Source organism: Nitrospirillum amazonense (genome assembly GCF_007828045.1).
Lineage (GTDB): Bacteria > Pseudomonadota > Alphaproteobacteria > Azospirillales > Azospirillaceae > Nitrospirillum > Nitrospirillum amazonense_C.
The window spans coordinates 272,417-290,896 of record NZ_VITN01000005.1 but is presented as its reverse complement, the minus strand read 5'-3'; the positions used below and the strand labels follow the sequence as shown (position 1 = coordinate 290,896).

Below are 18,480 nucleotides of genomic sequence, written 5' to 3'. Positions count from 1 at the left end.
GGTGCGGTTTTTCTATTTTTTAAAAGACTTTGCTGACGAAGGGGTCCGCCAACGGCAATCCGGTCGCGGGCGGGAAGGACCCCAGAATAAAAGAGGAGTTTCCCGATTGAACGCACCGGTTTCCCTGCAGGCTGACAAGGTCGTCACCTTCACCGACGCGGATGCCGCCTTCACCCACGTGCTGGCGCTGTACAATGACGCGGTCGGGCATTTGCGGGCCCGCTTCCAGGATTACGCCAGGGGCGAGAGTTTCACCGGCCGGGTGCGGCGCTTCTATCCGTTCGTGCAGGTGACGGTGGACCATGAGCCCCGGGTGGACAGCCGCCTAGCCTATGGCTTCGTTTCCGGTCCCGGCACCTACCGCACCACGCTGACGCGGCCCGACCTCTACGCCTATTACTACCGCCACCAGTTCCAGCAGCTGCTGCGCAACCACACCACCAGCATCGAGGTGGGGGTGAGCGACATGCCCATCCCCATCCAGTTCGCCTTCCCGGAAGGCATGCACGTGGAAGGCGACCTGCCGCCGGAACATCTGCGCAAGCTGCGCGAGGTTTTCGACCTGCCCGACCTGGCGGTCATGGACGACAGCATCGTCAACGGCACCTACGAATGCCCGCCGGGCTCGCCCGAGCCGTTGGCCCTGTTCACCGGCCCCCGTGTGGATTACAGCCTGCACCGGCTGAAGCACTATTCCGCCACGGCGCCGGACCACTTCCAGAACTACGTGCTGTTCACCAACTACCAGTTCTACATCGACGAGTTCGTGCGCCGGGGGCTGGAGACCATGCAGCCCTCGGACGATCCGGAGGTGCAGGCCTACCGTTCGCAGTACGTCGCCTTTGTCGAGCCCGGCGACCACGTGACCTTCAACCAGGCGCTGGAGCCCGGCCGCGCCCCCGAGGGGGAGCGGGTGAAGCGCCTGCCGCAGATGCCCGCCTATCACCTGAAGCGGGCGGACGGGAACGGCATCACCATCGTCAACATCGGTGTCGGCCCCAGCAACGCCAAGACCATCACCGACCACATCGCCGTGCTGCGGCCCCACGTCTGGCTGATGCTGGGCCACTGCGCCGGCCTGCGGGAGACGCAGCGCCTGGGCGACTATGTCCTGGCCCACGGCTATGTCCGCGAGGACAAGGTGCTGGACGCCGACCTGCCCACCTGGATCCCCGTGCCGCCCCTGGCGGAGGTGCAGGTGGCCCTGGAAAAGGCGGTGGGCCACGTCACCGGTCTGGAGGGCTGGGAGCTGAAGAGCCTGATGCGCACCGGCACGGTGGCCACCATCGACAACCGCAACTGGGAACTGCGCGACTACCGCGAGCCGGTGCAGCGCTTCAGCCAGAGCCGCGCCATCGCACTGGACATGGAATCGGCCACCATCGCCGCCAACGGCTTCCGCTTCCGGGTACCCTACGGCACCTTGCTGTGCGTGTCGGACAAGCCGCTGCACGGTGAGCTGAAGCTGCCCGGCATGGCCAACCACTTCTACCGCGCCCGGGTGGATCAGCACCTGGCCATCGGCATGCTGGCCATGGAGCTGATGCGGGAGAACGGGCTGGAACGCCTGCACAGCCGCAAGCTGCGCAGCTTCGTCGAGGCGGCGTTCCAGTAATGTCCCAGCTGATCCGTCTGCTCCTGGAATGGGGCCCGTTGGTCATCTTCTTCGTGGTCAACGCCAAGGGTGGGATCATGGCCGCCACCGCCGCCTTCATGGTGGCGGCGGTGGTGGCCCTGCCCATTTATCGCAAGCTGGACGGCAAGTGGCCGCTGATGCCCTTGGTCACCTGCGGCTTCGTGCTGGTGTTCGGCGGCCTGACCCTGTGGCTGAACGATGAGACGTTCATCAAGGTGAAGGCCACCATCATCTACCTGCTGTTCGCCCTGGCCCTGGCCGTAGGCGTGGCCCTGCGCCGCAACCTGCTGGCCCAGGTGCTGGTGGGCGTGGATCTGGACCCCGACGGCTGGCGCCGCCTGACCGTGCGCTGGATGGCCTTCTTCCTGGTGCTGGCGGGTGCCAACGAGGTGGCATGGCGCTTCCTGACCACCGACCAGTGGGTGGCCTACAAATCCTTCGTCGTCATCCCGTTGTTCGTGCTGTTCAGCATGGCTCAGGTGCCCCTGATCCTGAAGCATCAGGTGCCGGAAGCCGGGAGCGGGGCGGACGGCCAGGGTGGCGGGGCATAAGGATGCGCAAACGGCGAAGCGGACTGGCGATGGCGCTGATGCTGGGCCTGGCGGCCTGTGCCAGCAACAACGCCCAGGAACACGGCACCGCCCTGCATCATCTGGGCGGCCCCGCCGATGGGGTGGTGCTGCCGCCGCTGCAGGGCGCGTCCCAGGCCGCCAGCCCTTTAGCTGGTACCGACAAGGCCGACCCCCAAGCCATGCCGGATGGTGCGCCGGTCCCTGGCGCCGTGTCCGCCGGGCCGCCGCGCAAGCGGACGGCAGCCGCCCAAGCTGCGTCCGCCCAATCCACCCCGGCCACGGCCGCCGGGCCGTTCGCGCCGCCCCAGGACACCGGCATCCAGGAGGTGGTGGTGACGCCCTTGGACGTCAGCGGCTATTGGAAGATCACCGCCCGCTCCACCTTCGGCCTGGGCGATTCGGCCTTCTACAAGCGCTATGAGAACGACACCCACATCTGCCGGTTCGAGCAGACGCGCGGCCGCCTGTTGGCCTATTGCCCCCTGCTGGACTCGGTGGGGGAGGGGGAGCTGGAGGAGCGCCACCTCAGCCTGTCGTGGAGCCTGGCGGGCGGCATCGCCTTCCATGTCGATGCCGAGGTCGAGGGGACGGTGGGCCAGCAATTGTCTTTCACCGGCCAGGCCAACGGCCGGCTGGTGGGCTTCCTGCCGGTGACGGCGCAGGTGCCGGCGCGCGGCGTGCACTTTGAACCGCCGGCGGACGCGGCCCCGCCCAGCCTGGCGGCCCTGCGCCAGGCCCTGGCCGACTGGGACAGCGGCCAGCTGACCCCCGGCCTCTACACCCCCAACCTGCTGCCACGCCTGACCAAGCTGCTGGCCCGCCCGAACCGCGCCGCGGGGCGGGGCGCCTTGCAGGGCTTGCGCTACATCGGCAGCATCGAGCGCGCGCTGAACAAGAAGGACGCGCCCGACGCCCGCGTCAGCCACGACGTCTATGAGGCGCGCTACGCCAGCGGAACCTGGCTGTGCGTGGTCCATCTGGAAGGCGACGGCAAGATCAGCGATTTCGCCTGTTAGGGGCCGTTGCGCCGCCACGCTCATCACGCCTGGGCCGCCATCCCAGGCCCGTCAGCAACAGGCCGACGGCGAGGGCCGCATATCCCAGGGGCATAAAGGGCGGGCGGAAGCGGAACGCCACCACCGACCGGCCCGCGGGCAGGGCGACCCGCTGGAACAGTTCCCCCTGTCGCAGCACGGGGCTGTCCTGGCCGTTGACGGTAACTGTCCATCCCGGCAGGTACAGTTCCCGCCGCGTCAACGCCGCCGGGGTGGGGCAGTCCACCATGGCCTGCGTGCGCAAGGTCGCCTCGACCACGCATCCCTCCGCCTGGAAATACGGCGCCGGGGGCTGGCGCATCTGGTAAATGTCCATGACGGCATCGGAATAGACGGGCGCGTCCACGAAGGCCGGAACCGGGGAGCCCAGGCCGATGACGGCCTCCCATCCCGGCTTGGGCACACCGTCCAGGGTCAGGGCGCGGGGCCGGTCGGCATGGCCTTGAACGGCCCAGATGACCACCGGCACCGCACCGCCGGACTTGCGCCATTCCAGGGTGACCGGCGCGCCGCCCGCTGGCAGCGGGTGGTCCAGGGAAATCCGGGCGTAGCGGCCGTCACGGGCGGCGGCCAAATCGGTCCGCCCATTGGCGCAGACATCGCCCCGGCACGCCGTCACCCGCAAAAGGCCGTCACTCTTGTCGCCATAGGTGCCCAGCATGACGCTGACGTCATGCACCTCATTCCCCGCCGGGTAATCCGGCACCTCCAGCGTCACCCGCGTGCCGTCGTCCAGGCGCAGCGGCTGGTGGCCGGGATCGTTCGCATCCTGGCCGGCATCCCATCCGAAGGGCGAAATCCCGGGCGGGGCGACCACGTATTTGACGCCTACCTCACGAAAGGCGTCCAGGTTGCGCATCAGGTTCTGCGCCTGGCTGCCCCGGCTGGGGTCCAGGTGCCCATAGGGGCCGAAGGTGACACCGGTGGTGTTGTCGTCCAGATGGTCGTGGACGTAGCGCGTCCAGTCGGCGGGCAGGGGCAGGTCATCGTGGTTCAGGCTGGCGATGCCGTAGAAGGACCCATAGTTGGGCTGTATGGGGCCCAGGGTGTAAAAACGCTGCAACCCCAAATTCTGCCGCAGGAAGTGGATGCCGCCCAGCTGCAGCGTGCCGGCCCGGACCGTCCACACCGCCGGCACCAGGAACAGGGCGATGGCCTCCACCACGGCGAAAGCCGCCAGGCCCCGGGCCTGGCGCCGGCCGTCCAGGCGCGGGAATGCCAGGACGCAGACGCCCAGCGCCAGGGCCGCGGCGACACCGATCGACAGCCGGTACCATGACAGGACGGCGGCGTCGTTGAAGCGCCCCCACGACAGGACGGCGGCGGCCAGCAACAGCAGTACCAGGGCGGCGGCCCCATTCCGGAAAAGCGGACGGGTCCACAATCGCCGCAGGTCGCCGGCCTGGGCCAGGTCGTGACAGGCGAGGCCAGCCAGGACGGCCAGGGCGAATTCGAAAGAGGGTGGCAGATAGCGCGTGAAGATGCTGTTGGTGACCATGGGCACGGCGGTGACCAGATGGGTCAGGCCAGGCACGCCGTAGAGGGTGGCGATGGTGAAGAGCGACCATGCGCCCAAGGCCAGACGCAGGCCGCACCACCGCCGCGCCCACAGGCCCATCACCGCCATGGCCGGCATCATCATGCCGATATAGCCCCCGGCCCGCCCCCAGAAGACGCCGGCATCCGGGGTGGTGGCGTCCGTCAGCCGTCCATGGAGGTAAGGCATCAGCAGGGTGATGAGGCGTTCCTGACCCAGGCGGACATAACGATAGCCTTCGCCGCCGTGGGCGCCCACGAAGGCATGCGGCAAATATCCCAGGAAGGCGATCAGGATGGGGGTCGCCAGCAGGACGCCGGCCCCGACGCCTAGCAACAGGCGCGCCAGGAACACCGCGGCTTGGCGGCGGTCCAGGCCCGGCAGGCGGGCCAAGGTCCAGGCGGCGGCCAGCAGCCCATCCAGATAGGCCATTTCCGGAAAGCCGGCGTACAGGGACAGCGCCACCCCCAGCCCGATCCAGCCCCATCCCCCCCGGCGGCCTTCCGCGATGCTCAGGCGGACATCCTCCACCCCCAACAGGATCATGGGCAGGAAGCAGATGGGGTTGATGACGGCGTTGGCCAGCCAGGCGTACGTCCCGTTGAATTCGAACAGCAGGGCGGCGGTGGCGGCGGCCAGGGCGCCCGTGCCCAAGCGGCGCATTACCAGCACGGTGAAGATGCCGGCGATGATCTGCATCGCGATGTGCATGTAAAGCTGGCCGTCCGGCAGGGCCAGCAGCGGCGTCAGGGGGAACAGCGCCGCCGATTGCATCTCCCCCGCCAGCGGCATGCCCACGCCTTCATACGGGTTCTACCAGGGCAGGTGGCCTGACAGCAGGTCCAGGGCCGCGCGATGCCCCAGCGTCTGGCTGGTGAAGCCGACGTTGGGGTCCAGGGACGACACCCCGTCGGCATTCAGTCCAGTGACCAGGTCGCTGTTCATCAGGGCCGGGTTGGCCAGGCGCAGGTGCAGGATCTGGTGCAGCTTGGCCAGCACCGGCATCAGTACCGCCAGGATGAACGCCGTGCCGAAGCCGTTACGGCCGTTCCGGTCCGGGGATGTGCCGGCGGCTGCGGGCATCTGGGGCATTGGTGGTCCTGCGGCTTCGAGGGTCTGGGGACTGGATCCCTCAATGGTCCGTGGATTTCAAGTCCCGCAAGGCTTTACCTCACAGATTGAATCCCTTGCGTTTGAATCTCTTGCGTTACGGTGGAGCGACCCCGCGTTGCCGCCCGGTAAATTCGGGTAACCCCCTGGTTTCATCGACTTGTCCTTCCCCACCGGCCTTGTAGAGAGGGCGGGCGCGCCGTCGCGCGCCATCGCCATATAAGGGGAGAATGGGGCCATGCGTAACCGGGTGATCATGGGCGCCGCCATCGGCTGCCTGTCCTTGAGCGGCTGCGTCATCAACGCCGACGACAGCGGCCATCACTATGACATGCCGCGCACGGCGACCACCGTCTGCCGGCGCGAGGTCGATCACGTCTATGACGACTATTATAAAATCGCCTTCGACCTGCCCACGTTGGCCACCGAGGCCGATGGCCGCCAGACCGTGGTCCAACCCTTCACCCTGATGCCCCGCCGCGACATCACCGCCGCCGCCGGCCGCCACGTCATGCGCTGCGTCGTCAAGGACACGGCCCTGATCTCGGTCAGCGAGGATCGCTGAGATTTCGTCGCCGGCCTTGGCCCATGCCCAGCACGAACAGGGCCAACCCGGCGGCGAGGGCGCCGTAGCCCCAGCCCATGTGCGGCGGGGTATAGCGAAAAACCACCTCCGACCGGCCGGCCGGCAACTCGACCTTCTGGAACAGGGGGCCGTCGGCCTTTACGACCTGTTCCCGGCCGTTCACGGTGGCTCTCCAGCCCGGCATGAACAACTCCAGCCGGGTCAGTGCGGCCGGGGCGGCGCAGTCGGTCGCCAGCCGTTCCCGGCTGATCGGCGACAGGTGGCAGCCGTCGGCGCCGAAGTACGGCCGGGGGTCGGGCAGCGCGTCGATCTGCATCACGTCATCGCGGAAGACGGGGCCGCCGCCTTCATCGGCTGGTTCGGCCCCAACCAGGGCGAAGGCGACATGGGGCTCCACGTCGAGGATCGGCGCGCCGTTCAGGGTGAAGGTGCGTCCCGTGTCCGTCCCCGCCGTCCACATGGACAAGCCGAAACGCTTGCGTCCGCCCACCCGGCTGACCGCCAGCGTCAGGGGGGCGTCGCCCGCCAGCGGAACGGCTTCGGCCAGCGGAACCAGGATATAGCTGCCACCGACGACATCCGATAGCTCGTGCCCGCCGTCGGCGCACATCGTACCGGCGCACAGGCGCAGCGTCAGGCGGCCGTCGGCGGCGCCGTTCTTCAGGGAACTGACATGCAGGCCCACGGCGGCGACCCGGCCGCGCCTGGCGTCGAAGGGCGCCCGGTGGGCGTCCGCCGGCAGGGTCAGGGTCGCCATATCCCCGCCGGCCAGGGCAAGTGGGCGCTGGACCTGGTCGACCATTCCGGGGGGGGCCCAGTCGAAGGGGCCTTCACCTGGCACGGAAACGACGTAGCGGACACCCATGTCACGGTAGGCGTCCGGGTCGCGCCGCAGGTTGTCCACCGCGCTGGGCCCCGTGGCGACGCGGCGGTCCCGGCCGTCGAAGGCGATGGGATAGGTGTTGTCGTCCAGCCGCTGAACGACATGATCCACCCAGGCGGCCGGCAGCGGCAGGTTGTTGTGGTTGATGCCGCCAATGCCGTAATAGGCGCCGTAGTTGGGCTGGATGGGACCCAGCGTGTAAAAGCGCTGCAGGCCCAGATGGCTTCGCAGGAAGTCGATGCCGCCTTCCCTGAGGTCGCCGGCACCTGGGTAGAACAGGGTGGGTATCAGCAGCAGCAGCACCGCCTCGGCCACCGCCAGCCCCCCCAGCCAATGGGCGCGGCAATGGCTGCCCGGGGTGGATCGGCGCAGGATGGCGGCCATGCCCCCCAGGACCATCGCGGCCACCGCCAGCGAGCCCCAAAGCCAGGGCGCGCGGTAAGGCTTCAGCGCCAGCAGCGGGGCGGCGAGGCCCGAGGCCAGCGCGACGAAAGCCATCGCCGTCAGGAAGCCCAGCCATTGCCGGCGCGTTGGCTTTGCCGCTTCCGTCAGATCCTGGCAGGCCAGTCCCGCGAGGACGGCTAGGGCAAAGGCCACCGAGGGGGCGAAATAGCGAAAGAACATCGCCCAGCCGACGCCCGGGATGGCGGTCACCAGGCTGTTGACCACGGGCAGGCCATACATGGCGCCGGTGACGATGGCGACCCAGCCCGCCAGGACCAGACGCAGGGGACGCAGGTGGATTCCAACCGCGCCGATCATGCTCAAGGCCAGCAGGCCCACACCGGCGTACCCGCCCACTCCCCCCCAGAAGCCGAAGCTTTCGGCCGTGCCGGGGTCGCTCAGCCGGCCCAGGGCATAAGGCAGGACCAGCGTGATCAGGCGGGCGGCGGACAGATGCACGTGGCGGAAGCCGCCGTTGCTGTGATCGCCCAGGTTGGCGTCCGGTAAATAGCCCAGGAAGGCGACCAGGATGGGCCCCGCCACCAGCAGGCCACCGACCGCGCCCAGCGCCGTCCGGGCGAGATAGTCCGCCCGCGTCCCCTCAGGCCATGCCCCCGCCAGCCGCGCCAGCGTCCAGACGCCGACCAGCAGGCCGTTGAAATAGGCGACCTCGGGGAAACCGGCATAGAGCGACAACGCCAGGCCCAGGACGATCCAGGCCCAGCCACCCCGTGCGCCCGCCTGGACACGGGTCCGCACGGTTTCCACGCCCAGCAGGGTCATCGGTAGAAAGCAGATGGGATTGACGACGGCATTGCCCAGCCAGGCGTATGTGCCGTTGAACTCGAACAACAGGGCCGCCACGGCGGACGCCATCGGCGCCAGGCCCAGCCGCCGCAGCAGCATCCAGGTGAAGAGGCCGGCCAGGACCTGCAGGCTGATGTGCATGTAGAGCTGCCCATTGGGCAGGGCCAGCAGCATCGTGAGCGGGAACAGGGCGGCGGACTGCATGTCGCCGGCCAGAGGCATGCCGACGCCGGAATAGGGATTCCACCAAGGAATGTGGCCCGATAGCCAGTCCAGCGCCGCGCGGTGGCCCAGGGCTTGGCTGGTATAGGCGATGTTGGGGTCAAGCGTGGACAGGCTGCGCCGCAGCACGCGGGCGGCGATGCCGCTTTCCACGAAGCGGGCATCGGCCAGACGCCAGCCCAGGATCAAGTGCAGCTTGGCCAGGATGGGGGCGATGAGGACCAGGAACAGCGGCGTCCGGCTGTTGGCGGCATCTGATGGCATCGGTGTCGTCAGGGCGTCGCGGCGGAACGCCGGTTGCGGGCGAAGGGCAGGGCGCTGGCTGCCGCCAAACCAAGCCCGGCAAGGAAGGCGGCATAGCCCCAACCCATGTGGGGCGGCTGATAGTGGAAGCGCACGTCCGACCGGCCGGCGGGCAGGTCGACCTTCTGGAACAGCGGCCCGTCCTGGCCGACCGTCGCCGCTACCCCGTTCACGGTCGCGGTCCAGCCCGGCATGAACAGTTCCAGGCGCGTCAGCATGGCCGGGGCGGGGCAGTCGGCGGTCAGCGTCTCACGGCTGGCGGGTGTCAGCCGGCACCCCTCGGCCGTGAAATAGGGGCGGGCGCCGGGCAGCTCGACGATGTCCATGACCGCATCGCCGGCCACGGGGGATGCGAAACGCAAGGTCACTTGCGGATCCCGTGCCGGCGCCGGCGTGGTCCACAGCCCCACGGGGAAGTCGCCCCCGACCTTGTGGACGGTGATGGCGGCGGGCCCCGCCCAAGGCACCGGCGTGTCCAGGGGAATGGACAGGTACTGGTTGTCGGCCGCCGTGGCCAGGTCCCGGCGTCCTTCCGCGCAGCGGTCGGCGGCGCAGAAACGCACGGCCAGCGTGCCCTTGCTCTGCCCCACATACGTGGCCACCAGGACGCCGACCGACCGCACCTCGCGGTCCGCCACGGATGGGTCGGGCGGCAGGACCAGGCTGGCGCTGTCGCCGTCTTCCAAGCGCGAGACCTCGGTCATGCTGACGGCCACGCCCGGCGGTTTCCAGTCGAAGGGGCTTTGGCCGGTGGGCGCCACCAGGTATTTCACGCCCAAGGCCCGATAGGCGTCCAGATTGGCGCGCAGGTTCTCCAGGGCGGTCGGCCCCCCCGCCACCTTGCGGTCATGGCCGTCGAAGGCCGATTCGATGGTGTTGTTGTCCAGATGGTTGAAAACGTGGTCCACCCAGGCCGCGGGCAGCGGCAGGTCGTTGTGGTTGATGCCCGCGATACCGTAATAGGCGCCATAGTTCGGCTGGATGGGCCCCAGGGTGTAAAAGCGCTGCAGGCCCAGATTTTTCTGCAGGAACTCTACGCCGGCCGTCTGTAGCCGGCCGCTTTTGGGATAATTGCGCAAGGGCAGCATGAACAGGGCCACCGCTTCGGCAACGGCCGCGGCGCCCAGTATCAAAGCCCGCGTGCGGTTGCTGAAGGTGCTGCCCCCCAGTTCGCGGATGCCCAGCAGCGCCACCACGGCGTAGATCAGGGACCGGGCCAGGATGGGCACGAAGGGGGCGTTCATATACAGCCGATGGGACAGCCAAAGCGGCGCCACCAAGCACGCCACGCCCGCGGCCAAGCCGCCCCAGTAGGCTAACTTAGGCCGCCGTTCCTCCGGCCGCTCCGCCAGGTCATGACAGGCTAAGCCGGCCAGCACGGCCAGCGCGAACGAGATCGAGGGGTTGAAGTACCGGAAGAACATCGCGTCGCTGACCGCCGGGATGGCGGTGACCACGGCCACCATCGCATGCTGGCCATAGACTGCGCCCGTCACCACCACGCACCAACCGGCCAGCGTCAGCCGCAACCCGCGCAGCCAGGGGCGCCAGACCGCCATCGCGGCCACCACCACCAGGATCAGGCCGGTATAACCACCGACGGCGCCCCAGAAGATGAAGGCCTGCGCATCCGGCGTATGGCCCAGCTCGCCCAGGGCATAGGGCAGGAATAGGGTCAGCAGGCGCTGGATGTCGATATGCGAGTGACGGAAGCCGGCGGCGGCATGGTTGCCCAGATAGCCGTGGCCCAGATACTCCACGAAGGCGATGAGGATGGGGGCGGCCAGCAGCAGGCCGGCCACCGTTCCGGTGGCGACACGCGCCATATACGCCATGGAGCGGTCCCCCAGACCTGCCAGCCGTGCCAGGGTCCAGAGGGCGATCAGCAGACCGTTGAAGTAGGCGACTTCGGGAAAGCCGGCGTAAAGCGACAGCGCCAGACCGCCGGCAGTCCACCCCCAGCCGCCCGCCCGGCCGGCCAGCGCGCGGGCCCGTGCCTCTTCCACCCCCAGCAACACCATGGGAAGGAAGGGGATGGGGTTGACGACGGCGTTGGCCAACCAGGCGAAGGTGCCGTTGAATTCGAACAGCAGGCCGGCCACAAGGGCGCCTAGCGCCGTGACACCCAAGCGCCGCATCAGCAGCCAGGTGAAGACGCCCGATGCAATCTGCAGGCTGATGTGCAGGTACAACTGGCCGTTGGGCAGGGCCAGCAGCAGGGTGGGCGGAAACAGGGCGGCGGATTGCATGTCGCCGGCCAGCGGCATGCCGATGCCGGAATAGGGATTCCACCAGGGAATGTGGCCGGACAGCCAATCCAAGGCCGCGCGATGCCCCAAGGCATGGCTGGTATAGGCGATGTTGGGGTCCAGCGTGGACAGCCCGTCGCGCGTGACGCCGCTGGCCAGCCAGCCTTCGACGAAACGCGGGTCCGCCAGGCGCCAGCCCAGGATCAGGCTGAGCTTGGCCAGGATGGGGGCGAGGATCAGCAGGGCGATGGCCCGGAAGCCGCTGGAGCGCCATAGAGGTGCCTGGATTTCCGCGCCGGTGGGCTGTGGCGGCAGGCGTTGCGTCAGGCTGTTGGGCAAGGCGTCCATCTCGGCGGTGGAGAGGCGGGTTGAGCCTTCCTCATCGGCCATGGCGGACACTTTTGCAACCGGCCTGTGCCGATGAGGCCGGTCTGCCCCCGCCTCCAAAACGGCGCTCCAGGAAAATGCCGCGACCGACAGCGAGGATCACTGATTCCGGTTTTCAGCGGGGAGGGGAGGGGCGTCCGGCGGGAGGCAGCGACCACAGCAGTACCCCGATCCCCAGCAGGAACAAGGCGTATCCCACCGGCATATAGGGTGGACGGTAATTAAAGCGGACTTCCGAGCGGCCTGCCGGCAGAGAAATCCGCTGGAAGATAGGCCCGTCCGGCTGAACCTCCTGCCTCGGCACGCCGACCACGTCGGCGGTCCAACCGGGCAGGAACAACTCCTGGCGTTTCAGAATACTGGCCGCCGCGCAGTCGGCGACCAGCCTGTCCCGCGCTTCCGCCTGCAATCGGCAGCCCTCGGCGGAGAAATAGGGCGCCGGATTGGGCAATTCGAAAATGGTCATGGCCCGGTCGCCATAAACCCGCGACGGGCCGCGATCATCGGTCGCCAGATTGATGTTGATTTTCACCTCATGGGGCGGACCGGTGTAGCCATCCGCCACCAAGGTCATGCGGCTGCCGGATGAGGACGGGAACGACCAGAGCGCCACGGGGTAGGCGCCTGTCTTGCGCAGGGTGACCGTCAGGCGGTCCCTGGGCGGGGGAAGCGGATGGTCCAGCTTGATCGGCAGGAACTGGTTGTCGGTCGCTTGGGCCAGATCAAGGACCTGGTCGGCGCACACGTCATCGGCGCAGATGGATGCCCGCAGCACGCCGTCGGATTTGCCGCCATAGGTGCCGATCAGGACGCCAACGCCGTCGATTGACCGTGGAAGGTCCGGTCGGTCCCAGCCGATGACCGCCGTTCCGCCATCCGAAAGCGGGATGGGCAAGCCGCCCGGGCGGTCCATGCGGAACTCCCGGGGGGTCCATCTGAAGGGGTTGCCGGCGGACGCGGTCACCACATAGCGCACGCCGATCTTCTCATACTCCGCGAGATTGGCGCGCAGGTTCTCCTCGACGGATGGCCCGTCAGCCGAGTTCCGTTGCTTGCCGTCGAACGCGATGTGGTGGACGTTGGCGTCCAGGTGTTCCGCCACGTAATCGACCCAGGAGCGGGGCAACGGCAGGTCGTCATGGTTGATGCCGGCGATACCGTAATAGGCGCCGTAATTGGGGGCGACGGGGCCCATGGAGAAGAAGCGCTGCAGACCCAGGTGCGCTTGCAGGAAGCGCACACCGTCCTCGATCAGGACGCCCTTCGGCGGATTGGACGTCGTGGGGATCACGAACATCAGGACGGCTTCGACCGCGACGATGGCACCGGCCGCCAAGGCCCGCCGCCGGCCGGGCAGGCGCGCGACGCTGAGCCAGAGAAGGAGAAGGACGGTCAAGGCCGCCACGCACAGCGCGTTCCGGAACCAGTGCGAAGGGTGGGGCATCTCGGTATAATAGTGGCCGGCGATGAGGAGCCCGATGGTCGCCGTTACGCTTGCCAGCACGACGCCCACCAGCAGGGCCCGGGCCGGGCGATGCCCGATCGTCTGTGCGCCGGACTGGATTATGTCCTGGCACGCCAGCCCCGCCAGGATCGCGACAGAGAATTCCGCCGAGGGCGGCAGATAGCGGAAAAAGGCGGCGTTGCCGACGGCTGGGATGCTGTTGATGAGCCGGCCGATGATGGGAAGGCCATAAATCGCTGCCAAGGCCGCCACGGTCCAGGCCGCCAAGGTCCAGCGCAAGCCGCGCAGCGAGCATCCGAAGCAGCCGGCGATGGCCAGGGCCATGAGACCGATGGGAATGTAGCCGCCGACGCTGCCCCAGAACCAGCCACCCTCCCCCCCGGGTAGGTCAGCCAGCCGTCCGAACAGATAGGGAATGGTCAGATTGACGAAATGCTGCGCGTCGACATGGGCGTCGCGAAAGCCGTTGCCCTCGTGCCCGCCGACGAACGCGTACGGCAAGTAGCCCAGGAAGGCGATGAGGATGGGGGCGGCCAGCGCCAAGCCACCGACGACACCCAACCCGACCCTGGCCGCGTACGCGGTCAGTTCGGCCTTGGTGTGAAGCGGCAGCCTCGCCAGGGTCCAAGCCCCGACCAGCAGGCCGTCAAGATAGGCGACCTCTGGGAAGCCGGCATAAAGCGACAGCGCAAGTCCGGCCACGATCCAGGCCCATCCTCCGCGCAGGCCGGCCATCACCCGGTGCCGGACCTCCTCCACGCCCAATACCACCATGGGCAGGAAGGGGATGGGGTTAACGACGGCGTTAGCTAGCCATGCGAACGTGCCGTTGAATTCGAACAGCAGGCCGGCCACGCCCGCGGCTAGGGCTGAGGTGCCCAGACGCCGCATCAGCAACACGGTGAACAGGCCCGCCACCAACTGCAGTGACAGATGCATGTAGAGTTGCCCATCGGGCAGGGCCAGCAGCAGATTCAGCGGGAACAGGGCTGCGGACTGCATCTCCCCGGCCAGAGGGCCACCCACGCCCTCATAAGGATTCCACCAGGGGATATCACCAGCCAGCAGATCCAGGGCGGCCCGGTGTCCCAGCGCCTGGCTGGTGATGGCGACGTTGGGGTCCAGCGTGGCCATCCCCCTGGGCATTACGACATCGACGCCCAGGCCCGAATGCAGCAGGCGCGGGTCGGCAAGGCGGAATCCCAGGATGAGGTGCAGCTTCGCCAACAAGGGTGCCACCACCACCGCGATCGCCGCCCATATGTAGTGCCCGCGCGCCGGGGCGGTCCGTGGTTTGGGCGAGGGCGATGGCGGCGGTGTATAGTCCTTCGCCATGGTCGATGAGGCAGCGGTATTCAGGGCCATCAACTGTTCCGGGAGTGGTGCTGTCCGCCACCCCCGTGGCGTATAGGGCCCGGGGATGGTGTCTTTGCAAGACTGCGATTGCTATCGCATGCCCCTTTGCAAATTTACACGACCATCGTGCTTTCCGGCCCACCACCGCCCTGTGGTCACCCCGTGACGGCGCATATGGGAAAGGCCGCGACGGCGAACCGGCGCGGCCTTTCACTTTTTTGGGCGCAGGGGCGGCAACGGGCGCCCAAAGGTCCTCAAGGGGACGTCAGGCGGCGCGGGCCACCATCAGCTTCTTGATCTCGGCGATCGCCTTCGCCGGGTTCAGGCCCTTGGGGCAGGTCTGGGTGCAGTTCATGATGGTGTGGCAGCGGTACAGCCGGAAGGGATCTTCCAGGTTGTCCAGGCGCTCACCCGTCATTTCATCACGGCTGTCCGCGATCCAGCGGTAGGCCTGCAGCAGGATGGCGGGACCTAAGTACTTGTCGCCGTTCCACCAATAGCTGGGGCAGCTGGTGGAGCAGCAGAAGCACAGGATGCACTCATAGAGGCCGTCCAGCTTCTCACGCTCCTCCGGGCTCTGCAGCCGCTCGCGCGACGGCGCCGGGCTCTGGCTTTGCAGCCAGGGTTTGATGGAGGTGTACTGGGCGTAGATGGTGTTCAGGTCCGGCACCAGATCCTTCACCACCGGCATGTGCGGCAGCGGGTAGATCTTGACGTCGCCCTTCACGTCGTCGATGGCCTTCAGGCAGGCCAGCGTGTTGCGCCCATCGATGTTCATGGCGCAAGAGCCGCAGATGCCCTCGCGGCACGACCGGCGGAAGGTCAGCGTGCTGTCGATGTCGTTCTTAATGTGGATCAGGGCGTCCAGCACCATGGGGCCGCACTTGTCGAGATCGATCTCGTAGCGGTCCTCGGTGGGGTTGCTGCCCTTGTCCGGGTCATAGCGATAGATGCGGAAGGTCTTGGCCCGCTTGGTGGCGGACGTCTTCACCGACGTGGTCTTGCCGGCGTGAACCTTGGAATTGGCGGGAAGGGAGAACTCGGCCATGGCATCGGGTCCGTTCGGCTAAGGCGTCAGTAGACGCGCTTCTTGGGCGGGATGACGTCAATGTCACCGGTCAGGGTGTACATGTGGACGGGACGGTCACCCAGGGTGACGGCGCCCCTCTCATCCACCCAGGACGTGGTGTGCTTCATCCACTCGTGGTCGTCGCGCTCGGGGAAGTCCTCGCGGGCATGCGCACCGCGGCTTTCCTTGCGATTGGCCGCCGAATTGATGGTGACCACGGCCTGGCGCATCAGGTTGTCCAGTTCCAGGGCTTCCACCAGGTCGGAGTTCCAGATCAGCGAGCGGTCGCTGACGGCGATGTCGTCGCGCTTGGACCACACCCCCTTCATCAGCTCCACGCCTTCCTCCAGCACCTCGCCGGTGCGGAAGACGGCGCAGTTGTTCTGCATGATCTTCTGCATTTCCAGGCGCAGGTGGGCGACGCGGGTGCCGCCCTTGGCGTTGCGCACCTTGTCCAGGTGGGCCAGCGCCTTGTCCGTCACGTCCTGCGACAGGGTCTTGTGCGCGGCACCCTTCTTCACCGTCTCGGCGGCGCGGTTGGCGGCGGCGCGGCCGAACACCACCAGGTCCAACAGCGAGTTGGAGCCCAGGCGGTTGGCGCCGTGCACCGACACGCAGGCCGCCTCGCCGATGGCCATCAGGCCCGGGACCACCTGGTCCGGGTTCTCGGCCGTCGGGTTGATGACTTCGCCGTGGTAGTTGGTCGGGATGCCGCCCATGTTGTAGTGCACGGTCGGCAGCACGGGGATGGGCTCCCGCGTCACGTCCACGTTGGCGAAGACCTTGGCGGTCTCGGCGATGCCGGGCAGGCGCTCGTGGATGATGGCCGGGTCCAGATGCTCCAGGTGCAGGTGGATGTGGTCCTTGTGCTCACCCACGCCGCGGCCTTCGCGGATTTCCACGGTCATGGAGCGGCTGACCACGTCGCGGCTGGCCAGGTCCTTGGCCGACGGGGCGTACCGCTCCATGAAGCGCTCGCCCGAGCTGTTGGTCAGGTAGCCGCCTTCACCGCGCACGCCCTCGGTGATCAGACAGCCGGAGCCGTAGATGCCGGTGGGGTGGAACTGCACGAACTCCATGTCCTGCAGCGGCAATCCTGCGCGCAGCACCATGCCGCCGCCGTCGCCGGTGGAGGTGTGGGCGGAGGTGCAGCTGAAGTAGGCGCGGCCGTAACCGCCGGTGGCCAGCACCGTCTGGTGGCCGCGGAAGCGATGGATGGTGCCATCGTCCAGGTTCCAGGCCAGGACGCCCTTGCACTCGCCGTCTTCCATCAGCAGGTCCAGGGCGAAGTATTCCACGAAGAACTCGGCCTCGTGCTTCAGGCTCTGCTGATACAGGGTGTGCAGGATGGCGTGGCCGGTACGGTCGGCGGCGGCGCAGGTGCGCCGGGCCTGGCCCTCACCGTAGCGGGTGGTCATGCCGCCGAAGGCGCGCTGGTAGATCTTGCCTTCCGGGGTGCGCGAGAAGGGCACGCCGTAGTGCTCCAGCTCGATGATGGCCGGGACGGCCTCGCGCACCATGTACTCGATGGCGTCCTGGTCGCCCAGCCAGTCCGACCCCTTCACGGTGTCGTACATGTGATAGCGCCAGTCGTCCTCGCCCATGTTGCCGAGTGCTGCGGAGATGCCGCCCTGGGCCGCCACGGTGTGGCTGCGGGTGGGGAACACCTTGGTGATGCAGGCCGTCTTCAGGCCCTTTTCGGCCATGCCGAAGGTCGCGCGCAAGCCGGCGCCGCCGGCGCCCACGACGACGACGTCGTACTGATGGTCGATGATGGGGTAGGCGTTAGCCATGACAGTCCTTCCTCACGCCCCGAAGGCGATCTTGAGCACGGCGAAGACGCTCGCGGCGGCCAGCAGGATGGCGGCGCCGTTGGTCAGCCCGATGGCGATCAGGCGCGCCAGCTTGCCGTGGATGTAGTCTTCGTACACTTCGCGCATGCCGGCGGCGGCATGGTGGAAGGTGGCGATCAGGGTGATCAGCAGCAGGACCGCGTTCACCGGCTGGTGCAGCCAGGCGATGGCGTCGGCCTGCTCCGCCTTCGCCAGGCGGACGATGGAGATCAGGAACCAGACGGTCAGCGGGACCAGCAGAACCGCGACCATGCGGTAGGCCAGCCAATGGGCGCCGCCGCTCTTGGCGGAGCCGAGGCCGCGCACACGGCCCAGGCGCGTGCGGAAGCCGTTGTCGGACGTAGAAGCCATGGAATGCGCGCTCCCGTCAGAGGGCGAAAGCGGCGATCCAGACGATCGCCGTCAGAACGAAGGAACCGCCGAACACCAAGGCGGAGCTGCGCCGCGCGCTGGCATTGGTGATGCCGGTGCCGGTGTCCCAGATCAGGTGCTGGATGCCCTTCAGCAGGTGGTAGCCGAAGGCCCAGGTCCAGCCCAGCAGGCACAGCAGGCCGATGGGGCTGCCCAGCACGTGCTGCGCCGTGTCGAAGTCGTCGGGGCCGCTGGCGGCCGCCACCAGCCACCAGGTCAACACCAGGGTGCCAACGGTCAGGGCGATGCCGGTGAAGCGGTGCGTGATCGACGACACGGCGGGCAGGGGTAGGCGATAGACCTGGAGGTGGGGCGACAGCGGCCGTGCCTTTTTGGCCACGCTGGTCTCGCTCATGATTCGCGCGTCCTCGTCCTTTTGGATTATCAGGTGCCGGTGCCGCACCGGCCATGTGGCGCCCGCGACATGCGGGTCGGGACGCCGGCCGAATTGTTGCACCGCCGGGGGCGGATAGGATGTGAAGTCAATTACGCCCCCGCCCCCGGTCCGTCAACGCTCTGTCTGGGGCCGACTTTT

13 protein-coding genes are annotated in these 18,480 nt (G+C 67.8%); 4 read left to right on the top strand and 9 right to left on the bottom strand.

The window, feature by feature from the left end; genetic code table 11:
- Positions 1-106 precede the first annotated feature (106 nt).
- Genes FBZ89_RS11030 through FBZ89_RS11020 form a run of 3 tightly spaced genes read left to right on the top strand, consistent with a single transcriptional unit; the run spans position 107 to position 3,224 of the window.
- The gene (locus tag FBZ89_RS11030; RefSeq protein ID WP_145750027.1) at positions 107-1,615 is read left to right on the top strand and encodes an AMP nucleosidase; all 1,509 of its coding nucleotides are present in this window, start codon (positions 107-109) and stop codon (positions 1,613-1,615) included.
- A complete protein-coding gene (locus FBZ89_RS11025) occupies positions 1,615-2,187 on the top strand; it encodes a septation protein A (protein ID WP_145750026.1) in 573 nt (190 codons plus the stop codon). Before FBZ89_RS11030 ends, FBZ89_RS11025 begins: the two co-directional genes overlap by 1 nt.
- A gap of 2 nt (positions 2,188-2,189) precedes the next feature.
- Entirely contained in the window at positions 2,190-3,224 is a 1,035-nt protein-coding gene (locus tag FBZ89_RS11020; protein WP_145750025.1) for a hypothetical protein, read from the top strand.
- On the opposite strand, the gene FBZ89_RS11015 is transcribed toward FBZ89_RS11020, so the two are convergent.
- Positions 3,205-5,592, bottom strand: coding sequence for a response regulator (locus FBZ89_RS11015; RefSeq protein ID WP_145750024.1), 2,388 nt, complete (start codon positions 5,590-5,592; stop codon positions 3,205-3,207). The genes FBZ89_RS11020 and FBZ89_RS11015 overlap by 20 nt on opposite strands.
- Before the next feature lie 21 nt (positions 5,593-5,613).
- Entirely contained in the window at positions 5,614-5,892 is a 279-nt protein-coding gene (locus FBZ89_RS30845; protein ID WP_186457300.1) for a hypothetical protein, read from the bottom strand.
- 256 nt (positions 5,893-6,148) lie between these two features.
- On the opposite strand from FBZ89_RS30845, the gene FBZ89_RS11005 reads away from it, so the two are divergent.
- Positions 6,149-6,475, top strand: a complete 327-nt coding sequence (locus tag FBZ89_RS11005; RefSeq protein ID WP_145750023.1) for a hypothetical protein — start codon at positions 6,149-6,151, stop codon at positions 6,473-6,475.
- Here FBZ89_RS11005 and FBZ89_RS11000 read toward each other — a convergent pair.
- The 7 genes from FBZ89_RS11000 to sdhC all read right to left on the bottom strand — a co-directional run bounded on the left by FBZ89_RS11000 (position 6,459) and on the right by sdhC (position 18,300).
- Complete coding sequence (locus FBZ89_RS11000; RefSeq protein ID WP_145750022.1) at positions 6,459-9,116, bottom strand: glycosyltransferase family protein; 2,658 nt, start codon at positions 9,114-9,116, stop codon at positions 6,459-6,461. The two genes, FBZ89_RS11005 and FBZ89_RS11000, sit on opposite strands and share 17 nt — an antisense overlap.
- Positions 9,117-9,124: 8 nt before the next feature.
- Positions 9,125-11,794 (bottom strand): hypothetical protein, encoded by a 2,670-nt coding sequence (locus FBZ89_RS10995; RefSeq protein WP_145750021.1) that lies wholly within the window; start codon positions 11,792-11,794, stop codon positions 9,125-9,127.
- A gap of 112 nt (positions 11,795-11,906) precedes the next feature.
- Positions 11,907-14,621, bottom strand: coding sequence for a hypothetical protein (locus FBZ89_RS10990; RefSeq protein WP_145750020.1), 2,715 nt, complete (start codon positions 14,619-14,621; stop codon positions 11,907-11,909).
- Positions 14,622-14,877: 256 nt separating this feature from the next.
- Positions 14,878-15,660 (bottom strand): succinate dehydrogenase iron-sulfur subunit, encoded by a 783-nt coding sequence (locus tag FBZ89_RS10985; protein WP_145750019.1) that lies wholly within the window; start codon positions 15,658-15,660, stop codon positions 14,878-14,880.
- Positions 15,661-15,686: 26 nt separating this feature from the next.
- On the bottom strand, positions 15,687-17,474 hold the full coding sequence (gene sdhA / locus FBZ89_RS10980; protein WP_145750018.1) for a succinate dehydrogenase flavoprotein subunit: 1,788 nt from the start codon (positions 17,472-17,474) through the stop codon (positions 15,687-15,689).
- A 12-nt stretch (positions 17,475-17,486) separates the two neighbouring features.
- Positions 17,487-17,885, bottom strand: coding sequence for a succinate dehydrogenase, hydrophobic membrane anchor protein (gene sdhD / locus FBZ89_RS10975; protein WP_145750017.1), 399 nt, complete (start codon positions 17,883-17,885; stop codon positions 17,487-17,489).
- 16 nt (positions 17,886-17,901) lie between these two features.
- Positions 17,902-18,300 carry a succinate dehydrogenase, cytochrome b556 subunit gene (sdhC, locus tag FBZ89_RS10970; RefSeq protein WP_211115189.1) on the bottom strand — a complete coding sequence of 133 codons (399 nt, stop codon included), beginning with the start codon at positions 18,298-18,300 and terminating at the stop codon, positions 17,902-17,904.
- Positions 18,301-18,480 lie beyond the last annotated feature (180 nt).